Origin of the sequence: Streptococcus hyovaginalis DSM 12219 (assembly GCF_000420785.1) — a bacterium.
Classification (GTDB): domain Bacteria; phylum Bacillota; class Bacilli; order Lactobacillales; family Streptococcaceae; genus Streptococcus; species Streptococcus hyovaginalis.
The window spans coordinates 37,750-49,650 of record NZ_ATVP01000007.1 but is presented as its reverse complement, the minus strand read 5'-3'; the positions used below and the strand labels follow the sequence as shown (position 1 = coordinate 49,650).

Sequence of the window (11,901 nt, the reverse complement as noted above, 5' to 3'; positions counted from 1 at the left end):
CTACCATTGGTATCTACAAATGTCAACACTTTTATAATACTAGTTAGTGTTATTTGTTTTTTGTTAAAGAATAGAGTACAATAGTCACAGGAGGATTGCTTATGTCTAATTCTGTACCAGAAACTATAAAATCCTATCACCCCAAACCTTTGGGACAGGAAAAAGCTTATGCCGTTTTATTGCCTCTGGTTAAGATCAAGGGGGCGTGGCATATCTTGTATGAGGTGCGCAGTGAGGAAATTTCGCAACCTGGTGAGGTAGCCTTTCCAGGAGGACGAATCGAGCAAGGAGAATGTCCTGAAGACGCTGCTATTCGTGAAACCCAGGAAGAATTAAATTTGCCCAAAGAAGCCATTTCTATTTTTGGGGAGATTGACTATTTAGTTCAAGGCCAGCGCACAATCCATTGCTTTATCGGCAAGATTGATATTACTGACCTAGAGAGCCTTTCACCGAATAGTAGTGAAGTGGCTAAAGTTTTCTCAATTCCACTTGATTCGCTCATGGAAACACCTCCTACTTACTATAACCTACAAGCAAAACTAAAACCTGACGCTGATTTCCCACTTGATCGTTTGGATAAAAATGGCAAGAAATACCGTTTTGACTCCAGAGCCAATAAAATTCCTTTTTATGAGCAAGGCCAAGAACCCCTTTGGGGCATGACAGCTATGTTCACGCATCGTTTCACCGAAATCATTAAAGAATGCACGTTAGATTAAAGAACGACTGATATTTTTGGGACAAGCAAGGTTACAAGTCTGCCAAGATAAGACGGATTACTGTTACAGGTGGAGGTTGAAATATAACATCCTGTTTGGTTCAAACTAACAAAGAGGTTTCCCTGTGAGAAATCAAGAGCATCTGACTCCCTACCCTTCCTAGAGTAGATAGTCAGCATCTTTTTTAGGTGGTCGCTCGGAAACAAAGATATGATCACAGACTTAAATACTAGGTAGGCTATTTTGAAACTAGCTCGAACAAACTAAAAGACAAAAAACTTGTCTACAAATAAAGGCGCGTGAGCAAACAGTCGCCTTTTAGAATGCTGTCAATACTAATTTCTTCTTTTCAGCCTTTTCTTCCAAGAGCCTATGCCCTAGAGCTGCCTCTGACATCGGTAACAAACGCACCTGCTCTTCCAACAACTCTCCTTTAGCAAAGGCTTGGTTTAACTGTTCGCCAACCCTTTGTAGCTGAGATAAGGGTACCTGACTGATGACAAATCCACGAAGAGACTGAGATCGCATATAGAAGGTCTGAGGATTAAAGATTGCCTCCTTGGGTTTGGTAATCATGGTAACCGCTCCATGATGTGCCAGTAAGTCGAGATTATCTTGCAAAGCATTCTTACCAGATGTATCAATGATGTGATCAAAGCCGTCAGGTCTAAGTGTTCTTAATTGTGAACCTAAAGCCTTATCAGCATAGGAAAAGCACTCCCTAGCCCCTAATCTTCTCAGCAAGTCAAAGTCTCTAGGATGAGATGTCGTGGCAATAGTCGCCCCCTTAGCTTTTGCTGCCTGAACTAACTTAGTCCCAACATGACCGGCAGCTCCTTCTACCAAGAGCCACTGACTGGCTTCAAGTCGCATCATCTCTTCAACGACAAGTAAAGCTGTAGCCGCCGCATGGACAGAACCTACTAGTTGATAAGAATCTACTCCCTTAGGCGCTAAAAAGGCGCGATTTTCGGGAATAATAGCTAGTTGGCTCGTCACACCTTGACGCCCATCATAGCCCATACTATTCGTCCACACTCGGTCTCCAATGTGAAATTGTTGTACCTCAGCCCCTACTGCAACCACACGACCAATAGCATCTCGTCCAAGGATAAAAGGTGCGGGAAGTTGAGTTTGGTAAATCCCTGACCGAATAAAGGTATCAACCGCATTGATAGCAACAGCCTCTACTTCAATAAGAAGCTCTCCATTTTTTGGCTTGGGATCAGCTAGATCTCCCCAGATAATACGATCCGTTGTCCCTGTTTCAATGATATACGCAGCTTTCATCGTCAGCCCTCCTTGAGATCTATTATAGTCTTTTCCAAACAAAAATGAACTGGAAAAACCAGTTCATTGTGACCTATTTATGATTCAAACCGCGTTTTAAGCTCTTTAAAAGACCGATATCATCTGTCTGCAAAATAAGTCCTGCATAGGATTTGCCGATATAAAAAGTTGCCACCACAGCTGTCACAACTAGGAACAATAGAGAGAGCAGGGCTTCCCAGTTACCAGCATAGCCATTAATCAACCTAATAGGCATAAAGAAAGAAGAAATAAACGGTAGGTAGGAGCCAATCGTTAACAAGATATTATCTTGTCCCTGTTGTCCCAAGGTAATAGCCCCAATAAAACCAACAATCACGATGTAAATAACGGGCTGCACTGCCTTATTGACATCCTCCACACGAACGACCAAAGACCCACACAAAGCCGCCAAAACAACGTAAAGTAAAATGCCGAAGATAGCAAAGAAAAGCATGCTCCAATCCAAATGATCAATTACCGTATCAAGCATTGGCTTAACCGTATCCATAAGATTCTGACTCATGCCCAATTGCGGTAAGAAGTGATAGATCAGTACCCCACCTAAAGCATAGATACCTAAATGTGTGGTAATAACCGCAAAAATCCCTAAAATACGCCCGTAAAAATAGAGATTGGCAGGAACACTTGAAAAAATCACTTCCATAATCTTGGTCCCTTTTTCACTCGCTATTTCTTGAGCAGTTGAGCTTGCATAGGTAATGATGACAAAATACATAATCATCGTTAAGCCGAAGAAGGTGATGTATTTTCCAGCTTTCTCTAAGTCACCTGTCTTGCTGATGTTTTCCTTAAACTTAGGCTGTTGGCCCAAGGTTGCTACTTGATCAGGATTTAAATCGGCTTGAGCCATATTGAATTGACTTTGCAGGATTCCCAGAGCTTGCAGAAACTGTCCTTTTGTCGTATCTGACAAGCTAGTGTCACTATGATAAGTCGCTTCAAGAACACTAGCAGAGCTATCCACCATCACGTAGCCTGAAATTTTCTCATCTTTTCTAGCCTTTTTGGCTGCTGCTTGTGTCTCATAACGCAAGGTGGTGTCATCAATCCCTTTAAAACTATCCTTTAAAGAATTATCCGATAGCACAATAGCCACCTTATCCGTATTAGCAGCTGAAGATCCGGTCAAATAACCTATACCAACTGAAAAAAAGAGGAAAAGAAAAGGTGAGAGAACCATCAATAGGAAGGCCCAGGACTTGACTTGCCGCAAATAGGTTTCCTTACACACTAAAAGCAATTGTTTCATTCTGTCACCTCTGCTTTCATTTTGAAAATTTCATCAATAGTTGGTGCCTGTTGGTCAAATGTAGATATATAGTGCCCACCACTAATAGCTCTAAACAGCATCGGACCAGCGGCCTCATCATCTAGAACCAAGCGCCACTGACCTTGCTTAGTCTTACTAATAGAAGCCACGTGGGCTAGATTTTCCAGACGTTCTCTTGGCACATCATTTGAAACAAATAGACGAGTGCGACCAAATGAATCGCGAATCTCTTGAATACTGCCATTAAGCACGACCTCACCATCGCTAATCATAACCAAGGAGTCGCATAACTCCTCAACGTTAGTCATGACATGGTCTGAAAAGATTATCGTCGCTCCGCGATCTTTTTCTGCTAAAATAATCTCTTTCAAAAGAGCCGTATTAACAGGATCCAAACCAGAAAAAGGCTCATCCAAAATAATCAAATCAGGTTCATGAATCAGCGTAATAATCAACTGGATTTTTTGCTGATTTCCTTTTGAAAGGCTTTTAATCTTATCTGTTAGTTTCCCCTTAACTTCTAATTTTTCCATCCAAAGTGGAAGTTTCTTACTTACTTCTTTACGAGACATTCCCTTGAGACTAGCCAAATAACGAACTTGCTCAAAAACAGTCAACTTAGGCATGAGACTGCGTTCTTCTGGTAAATAACCAATCCGATTATTAACTTTTGTTGTCAATGGATTGCCATCTAGCTGAATCTCTCCATCATAGTTTACAAAATTTAAAATGGAGTGAAAGAGCGTCGTCTTACCAGCACCGTTTTTTCCAACCAAGCCACAAATGCTACCTGATGGTACTTCAAATGACATTCCTCTAAGCACTTCATTCTGCCCATAACTCTTAGAGAGTTGTGAAATCCTAATCATCCCTACCTCTTTCTAATGTTGGCTAACGTATTTTGCTATAAACCCAGCAAAATGTTCTTAATAGTTCTATTCTAACATAAATAGTAGTTAATCTAAAAAACATTTGTGAAAATTATCTTTTAAAAATATATTATTTTTTTATATATAAAATATTGACATATATATAAAATCATTCTATAATCAATATGTAGAATAATTATATATATAAATTTTATATACCAAAAGGAGCTGATGACATGTACTTTCCAGTATCATCAACCCTGATTGAATTTTTGATTTTAGCCATTTTAGAAAAAGAGGATTCCTACGGTTATGAGATTAGCCAAACCATCAAATTGGTCGCAGCTATCAAGGAATCCACTCTCTACCCCATTTTAAAAAAACTAGGGCAGGCTGGCTATGTCTCTAACTACAGTCAGGAACACCAAGGGCGTAAACGCAAGTACTATGCTCTAACGACTGAGGGAAAAGAGCACCTCACTTATTTAAAATTACAATGGAAAAGTTATAAAGATACCCTAGATGGGATTGTGGAAGGGAGTTTGAGACATGACAAGGACTGAATACTTAAAGCAGCTAGATAACTACCTGCACCGTTTACCAGAAGAAGATTACCAAGAAGCTATGGAATACTTCACCGAATATTTTGACGAAGCTGGACCTGAAAACGAGGACCGTGTTATCGAAGAGCTGGGAACACCTAAAGAAGCTGCACAAGATATTCTCAATGCTCTTTGGGATAAAAAAGAAGGCGAGGCAGACCATAGCAAAAAATCGCGCGCTAAAATCCTCTGGATTGCCATCCTAGCACTTTTTGCTGCACCTTTGGCACTTCCTGCTATCATTCTAGTCGCAGGGCTTATCTTTGCCTTCATTGCTATGATTTTTGCCTTTGTTGTCGCAGCCCTTTCACTCCTACTAGCTGGCATTGCTGTTTTAGGTGTTCTCATTTGGGAAAGCTTCACACTGGTGCCAAATTCTTTAGCAGCAATGGCTTTAGGGATTGGAACGGGGCTGTTAGTCTTAGGAATAGGCTTACTTCTTTGGCTCCTGTTGATAGCACTAGCAACAGCAATGACTCGTGTCCTCCTAGCTATTATTAGTCGTTTCACTAAGAAAGGAAGTGCAGCATGAAAAAATCAAATAAATTCCTTTTCATTCTTTCCCTCATCTTTATTGGTTTTGGAACAGTAGCTATTTTATGGGGAAATAGCCATGATGGTCTAAAAGACATCAAAGAAGCAACAGCAGCTAAAAAAGTCGAACAAGAGCTATCCAGTTTTAAACACTTAGAACTCAAACTAAACACCCGTGACCTCATTATTGAACCATCCAAAGATGACAAATGGCATCTGACATACTACACTGATCGTAAGGTTTTAGGAGAATTAACAGTTAAACAAGATGATGATAAACTATCTCTCAACCAAGCTGATGAAACTACCACTGTCACAGGACTACTATCAGCTTTAGGGTATTACCTCAACAATCAAGACATAGATAGCCATGATGTTGTCTTATCTGTTCCTAAAAATGCTAAATTTGATAGCATAAAAGGCTATGTTTCAGGCTCAACCCATCTCTATAATTTCCCAATCGAAGAGGTCGATCTAACATCTGAATCCATCTACACTGATGACACAGTAATTTCAAAAGCTAACTTTTCAGCTAATTCTCTCTACTTGGACAATAGCAATATCAGTCAATTGAAACTAGATGCATCTGATTACCTTTCTTTAACAAATTCTACAATTAAAGAGGCTCAGCTTGATGGAGAATCTACAATTCTAGAAGTCGATAAAAGCCATCTCCAAAATACTTCCATTACAATTGCAAATGGAGCCTTCACCTTAACAGATACTGAGCTAGATAATGTCAACCTATCCGGTGACAGCAATGCCATTACTGCTAAACAATTAGCTCTCAAAAATCTCATTGAAATCACCAGCGACTATAGTGACATCACTATTCATCTAGAAGAGAAGACACGTTCTACAACCAACTTCAATCTAAAAGTAACAAATGAAGAACTCAAAGTTTCTGATGCCATCACTGGTTCAGATCAGATTACTGCTGATGAGAATCAAGAAAATCATAGTTTTAATAAACAAGTAAAAGATAACAACGCAACCTTAACCATCAACAGCAAAGAAGGTCCTATCTCTATCAACTAAGGTTACGATAAGAAAAAGCTTCCCAAATTCGGAAAGCTCAGAATATAGACAAACCCTCTAAACGATAGAGAAATTAAAAGTGTAAGATTTTTATAAATAAAACAAACTCTTAGAAATTTTGATTTATACTCTTTTGACTTAACTTTGAGACATGGTTACTTTCGACTTCCCCTACTCATACTCAATGAAAATTAACAGCAGAGTAGGCGACACAGATAGCAGATAGAACTGTCTTCATCAAATCAAGTCAACACGGTCTGCTTTTAATTTTCGAAGAGTATCAAGTACTGTCTGCGTCTTTTTTCTACCATTTATCAAGCTTATCAAGCTTTTAATCGAAAAATTTTTTAAGACAATAGCTTGGATTTAGCTATTGTCTTATTTTTCTGCTCTAATTAGCGTCAAAAAGTGTACACGAAAATAACACCTTATTTTGTTATTTTTTGGATAAGGTGTTACAATGATATAGCATAAACAGTTTTACCGATTTTGGGTTGAAGCGTAATCGTAAAGTTTGTTATGCGTTATGAGGTAATACATTGTCCTGATGAGGCGATGTATAGAGGCAATCGTATGTGGCTTCGTAGAAGTCGTTTGCGATCGTCTTTTTCGTTTCTCATAGAAGTCTGCGATATGACAAGGATTAGTGTGACTAGCTGAAGCGATATTGTGAATACACTTGAACAGAATCTTTCTAGCATAAGGATTTCCTCGTTTGGTGATGTGTTCCTTGGCAAGGAAGTTCCCAGACTCATAGTGTCTCAGGTCAATGCCGATAAAAGCATTGATTTGATTGGCGGACTGAAAACGGCGAATATCTCCCAGTTCACCAATAATGCTTGTTGCAGTAGTTTCAGCTATTCCAGGAATAGAGAGCAGAATGTCATATTCAGGTAATGGCTGAGCTAGTTCCACCATTTGGTCTAGGACAGTTTGTCTCTGTTCAGAGAGCCGAAGCAATTCTTTTCCATAGTAACGCACCTCTTCCAGCATTGGAGAGGTTTTCTTGACGGCACAATACGATTGATTAGCTAGTGCTATCAGCTTCTCAGCTAGATAAGCAACACGCTTGTCAGAGATACGTTTTGATGTCGAGTTTCGAATGACATGTAATAATTTATCACTGCTCAACTCTAGCACCATTTCCTTACAAGGAAAAGCTGTGACCAAATTCCAATATTGTTCACCAGTTGGTGCGGACAAGAGGCTTTCCAACTCTGGGAAAGTGACTTGCAAGGCCTTGTGGAGACGGTTCTTAGTTCGAACAATATCTTCAGTCAGATTTTGATAGAAGCGACTTAGATCACGTAACTCTTGATAGACGTCCTCTTGGACGTCAGTTGGTTTACGATTAAGAAGAAATTGAGATTGTGCTAATTTTTCAGCGTCGATTTTGTCTGTTTTACGGACACGTAAGCTGTCTAGTTGCTTCTTAGCTTCTAGGGGATTTAGCCGTGTATAAGCGTAGCCATGATTATCCAGAAAAGCTTGAAGACGACGAGAATAGACACCTGTTGCTTCGAAGACAATCTCAGGATTAGAGACAGTTTTCAAGTCTTCCAACAAGCGAGAAAACCCTATGGCATCATTGGTCATTGAATAACCATGAATTTTCTCACTATTGATAACAATAGCCACTTCCGAACTTGCCTTACTCACATCAATCCCAAATACTGCACGCATGATATTACCTCTTTGTCTTGAATGATTCCTTGTTTTAGTGATGTCATTTTCAATACTCGACGTCTGGCGTCCCACATACTTTGATAACATTCTACCTAAAACAGGTGTCTTGCCAGTTTTTGTTGCGATGTCTAGCGTCAAAAGAACCCTCGACTTAACACGACACCTCTACTTTATCATCTTGAGAATGAAAAAAGTAGCGAGTACTCTCTCCCGTCGGAGATTTCTTCACTACTAATCTTAGTATGTTTTGTTCCTTGTTCTGAAAGTTAATTCATTTGACTATAGTAATCTTTTGCATTTTCTTTCTCCAAGAAAGCACAAAAGGTTGAATAAAATCGTCCAAAATGGAGTCTCCTTCAACCTGGAACTCTCCAAATTTGAAAACTTTTTCTTAAAATAGTAAGGTAACGAGGACTAAAATAGCCAGACCACCTTGTGTCAAGATGATTTTCTTATCAGCCGTCAATGCTCCATAAGCTGCGGCGAGAACCACATTAAGCAAAAACACTACTACCAGCGTCTAATTTCCCGTAAAAACCCCAAATAAAAGAAACATAGCAATCAAACCATTGTAGATACCCTGATTCTTAAATATAGTCTTTTGAATTAACTTTGATACATCGTCACTTTCGACTTGCCGTACTCAAGTACTGTCCGCGTCTCAGTTCCTTGTCTGAAAGTTAATTCATTTGACTATAGTTTCTTGACCGAGTCGCGCGAGCGCTCCTCCTGAGACATATTAAAGACACGACCTGTTGCTTTCGACTGGGTTGCAAAAGTCTCTAAATACATGGTATAAAAATGTTCCAAAGCTACCAAAGTATCTAAAATAAGCGTAATAATTGATATACTTTCCTCTTTTCTGAAATAGCCTCACTTAGACTAACTTTATCTTGTTATCATATTACAAAAAAAGCTAAATCACACTTATTTTGTCTCTTACATCAAAAACATGTTAACTTATTCACAATAATGTGATACAATAAAAGAAAAATGAAAGAGTAACCTATGAATAAAGATACCGTTATCAAGCGCCTACGTGAAGAGCTAAAAATGCCTAAATTCAATGCTTTCTTTGAGGAAAAAGACTATAGCGAAGCAGACTATCAACAATTAAAAACCGACCTACTCAATTACTATCGTGACTATGTTGATAATGTTGAAGCAGATTTCCAAGGTGGTTTAAAGACCAACGATGGTCGTAAATAAATAATACTCTTTAAAAATCAAAAGCAGACCTTGTTGACTTGATGTGATGATCTTCAGTTCTATCTGCTGTCTGTGTCTCCTAGTCTGCTTTTGATTTTCATTGAGTAGCAGTTGAACACTAGCAAATTGCTAGTGTTTTCTTATTCTAGAAAAGAAAAAAGCTTTGATAGGAAGACCTGCTCAAAGCTTTTTATAGGGGCTTATTTTGCAAATTCAGCAGCTTTTGTACCTGCCTGACGACCGAAGACAACGATGTCAGCAACAGCGTTACCACCAATACGGTTGCTTCCATGCACACCACCAGTTACTTCACCTGCGGCAAAGAGACCCGGGATAGTTGATCCATCTTTTTTCAATACCTCTGTATTAGTATTAATTTTTAAACCACCCATGGTGTGGTGGATACCTGGTGCAATCTTGATTGCATAGAAAGGACCTTTTGAAATGTCACGGTCCATGCCTGTCGTACGACCAAATTCTGAATCTTTCTTATCAGCAACAGATTTGTTCCAAGAATCAATTGTTGTTTTCATGTTCTCTGCTGAAACATCCATTTTCTTAGCTAGTTCTTCAATAGAATCAGCTTTGACAACCATGCCTTTTTCTTCGTAAGTGTCAATTGATTTTGAATGTTCACGAAGTTGTTGGTCAAAGACAACATACGCTGAACGTTCTGGAAGTTTGTTGATAGCTGCAGAAACGTTATCACGTGTTTCCATTTCATTGTAGAAACGTTTACCCTCTGCATTGATAAGGACAGCACCTTCACCACGGATTGCTTCTGATACAAGGAAAGGATCTTTACCTTTTTCTTGATAGACAGTAGGGTGAATTTGGATTTGATCCATTTGAACAGTATCTGCGCCGAGTTTCTCAGCAAGGGCAACACCATCACCAGTTGCACCTGTATGGTTAGTTGTCACGTAGTTTTTCAATTCTGGTTTGTATTCAGTGATCATCTCCATGTTAGCACCGAAACCACCAGCTGTATCAACAACGGCTTTGGCTGAGATTGTTTTTGTTTTCTTAGCCATTTTAACTTTAATACCAGTTGCAGCACCATCTTTTTCAGTAATCTCAGTTACGTCTGCATTTACAAATACTGGAATTTTTTTCTCTTTCAAGTTGTTGTAAAGACCATCTACCAAGTAACCACCTACAGCTGAACCATCTGCTGGACGGTGAATACGTTCTTTAGAGAAACCACCTGAGAATGTAACATCACTCAAAGTAATCCCCATACTATCCAACCAGTCAATCGCTTCAGCAGAGTTATCTACCATGTAGCGCAGTAATTCTGGATTGTTAGTACCTTTACCACCTTTTAAAGTTTCTTCGTAAAACAAATCATTAGTATCTTCGATACCTTGTTCCTTTTGGAATTTTGTTTCTGAAGCATTCATACCACCTGATGATTTGTTGGTATTACCACCGATGATAGGCATTTTTTCAAAAATAGCAACCTTTGCACCAGCCTCTTGAGCTGAAAGAGCAGCTGCCATACCAGCACCACCAGAACCTACAACGACAACATCATAGCTATCTTTGACCTTTGATGGATCTGTATACGTTTTTTGTGAAGCACCTGAAACAGCTTCTTCTTTTGAAGACGATGATTTTGTCTCTTTAGAAGCATTAGATGATTTTCCACAGGCTACTAAGACAAAGATTGCTAAAAAACAAGCTAAAATCTTAAACCAATTTTTTTTCATGTCAATCTCCTTGCATTTTCTTTCACAAAGAATTGTATCTTAAAACGGAAACGCTGTCAATATTTTGTGAAATTTTTTCAGAAAAAACAATTAAAAAACAAAGTATCAAAGGCGTCAATTTGCCACTTTCACTAGCCAAATCAAAACATTAGAGGAAGAATTAGGTAAAAAATCAGGATTTTAAACAAAGCAAAAAGCCCGTAACCACGGGCTTTCAAAGTACTTAATCTTAAAATTAAAGCATTTTGTTGTAGAATTCAACGATAAGTGCTTCGTTGATTTCTGGGTGGATTTCATCACGTTCTGGAAGGCGTGTAAGTGATCCTTCAAGTTTTTCAGCATCGAATGCTACGAATGATGGACGTCCAACTGTAGCTTCAACTGCTTCAAGGATAGCTGGAACTTTAGCTGATTTTTCACGAACTGAGATTACTTGACCGACTTCAACGCGGTATGATGGAATATCAACGCGTTTTCCGTCAACAAGGATATGACCGTGGTTTACGAATTGACGTGCTTGACGACGAGTAGTTGCAAGACCTAAACGGTAGACAACGTTGTCAAGACGACGCTCAAGAAGAAGCATGAAGTTGTAACCAAGGATTCCGCCTTTGATTTTAGTAGCTTGTACGAACAAGTTACGGAATTGTTTTTCACTCATTCCATAAGTGAAACGCAATTTTTGTTTTTCAGCCAATTGCAAACCGTACTCAGAAAGTTTTGAACGGTTGTTTGGTCCATGTTGTCCTGGAACATAGTTACGACGAGCAAGCTCTTTACCTGTTCCTGTAAGTGATAAGCCTAAACGACGGGCTTGTTTCCATGATGGTCCTGTATAACGTGACATTTAAAATGTCCTCCTCTTTATTTTTTGAAACTAGCCTAACTAGCTTCCATTTCTGAGGAAATAAGATTGTTCAATCCTGA

General features: G+C 39.1%; 11 protein-coding genes and 1 pseudogene. 5 read left to right on the top strand and 7 right to left on the bottom strand.

What is annotated here, in order from left to right; translation table 11 throughout:
• The first annotated feature begins 101 nt into the window (after window positions 1-101).
• Window positions 102-722 carry an NUDIX hydrolase gene (locus tag G574_RS0106235; RefSeq protein ID WP_029691443.1) on the top strand — a complete coding sequence of 207 codons (621 nt, stop codon included), beginning with the start codon at window positions 102-104 and terminating at the stop codon, window positions 720-722.
• A gap of 318 nt (window positions 723-1,040) precedes the next feature.
• Here G574_RS0106235 and G574_RS0106230 read toward each other — a convergent pair whose 3' ends face one another.
• The 3 genes from G574_RS0106230 to G574_RS0106220 form a co-directional block, all read right to left on the bottom strand.
• The gene (locus tag G574_RS0106230; RefSeq protein WP_029691442.1) at window positions 1,041-2,012 is read right to left on the bottom strand and encodes an NADPH:quinone reductase; all 972 of its coding nucleotides are present in this window, start codon (window positions 2,010-2,012) and stop codon (window positions 1,041-1,043) included.
• Window positions 2,013-2,085: 73 nt separating this feature from the next.
• Entirely contained in the window at window positions 2,086-3,303 is a 1,218-nt protein-coding gene (locus G574_RS0106225) for an ABC transporter permease (RefSeq protein ID WP_029691441.1), read from the bottom strand.
• Window positions 3,300-4,193, bottom strand: a complete 894-nt coding sequence (locus tag G574_RS0106220) for an ABC transporter ATP-binding protein (RefSeq protein ID WP_017769258.1) — start codon at window positions 4,191-4,193, stop codon at window positions 3,300-3,302. Before G574_RS0106220 ends, G574_RS0106225 begins: the two co-directional genes overlap by 4 nt.
• A gap of 236 nt (window positions 4,194-4,429) precedes the next feature.
• Here G574_RS0106220 and G574_RS0106215 point away from each other — a divergent pair, with 236 nt between their 5' ends.
• From G574_RS0106215 to G574_RS0106205, 3 genes are read left to right on the top strand one after another with little or no spacing between them, the layout of a single operon-like run.
• On the top strand, window positions 4,430-4,756 hold the full coding sequence (locus G574_RS0106215) for a PadR family transcriptional regulator (protein WP_017769257.1): 327 nt from the start codon (window positions 4,430-4,432) through the stop codon (window positions 4,754-4,756).
• Complete coding sequence (locus G574_RS0106210) at window positions 4,743-5,327, top strand: DUF1700 domain-containing protein (protein ID WP_017769256.1); 585 nt, start codon at window positions 4,743-4,745, stop codon at window positions 5,325-5,327. The genes G574_RS0106215 and G574_RS0106210 overlap by 14 nt, the downstream gene beginning before the upstream one ends.
• On the top strand, window positions 5,324-6,367 hold the full coding sequence (locus tag G574_RS0106205) for a DUF4097 family beta strand repeat-containing protein (protein WP_029691440.1): 1,044 nt from the start codon (window positions 5,324-5,326) through the stop codon (window positions 6,365-6,367). The genes G574_RS0106210 and G574_RS0106205 overlap by 4 nt, the downstream gene beginning before the upstream one ends.
• Before the next feature lie 480 nt (window positions 6,368-6,847).
• Here G574_RS0106205 and G574_RS0106200 read toward each other — a convergent pair whose 3' ends face one another.
• Complete coding sequence (locus G574_RS0106200; RefSeq protein ID WP_037590656.1) at window positions 6,848-8,050, bottom strand: IS110 family RNA-guided transposase; 1,203 nt, start codon at window positions 8,048-8,050, stop codon at window positions 6,848-6,850.
• A gap of 394 nt (window positions 8,051-8,444) precedes the next feature.
• Window positions 8,445-8,902, bottom strand: a pseudogene (locus G574_RS11970) (DUF1304 domain-containing protein).
• A 159-nt stretch (window positions 8,903-9,061) separates the two neighbouring features.
• Here G574_RS11970 and G574_RS0106190 point away from each other — a divergent pair.
• Window positions 9,062-9,262, top strand: a complete 201-nt coding sequence (locus G574_RS0106190) for a hypothetical protein (RefSeq protein WP_017769319.1) — start codon at window positions 9,062-9,064, stop codon at window positions 9,260-9,262.
• 200 nt (window positions 9,263-9,462) lie between these two features.
• Here G574_RS0106190 and G574_RS0106185 read toward each other — a convergent pair whose 3' ends face one another.
• Entirely contained in the window at window positions 9,463-10,974 is a 1,512-nt protein-coding gene (locus G574_RS0106185; RefSeq protein WP_029691438.1) for a flavocytochrome c, read from the bottom strand.
• Between the two features lie 235 nt (window positions 10,975-11,209).
• Window positions 11,210-11,821, bottom strand: a complete 612-nt coding sequence (gene rpsD / locus G574_RS0106180) for a 30S ribosomal protein S4 (protein ID WP_017769317.1) — start codon at window positions 11,819-11,821, stop codon at window positions 11,210-11,212.
• Window positions 11,822-11,901: the final 80 nt, after the last annotated feature.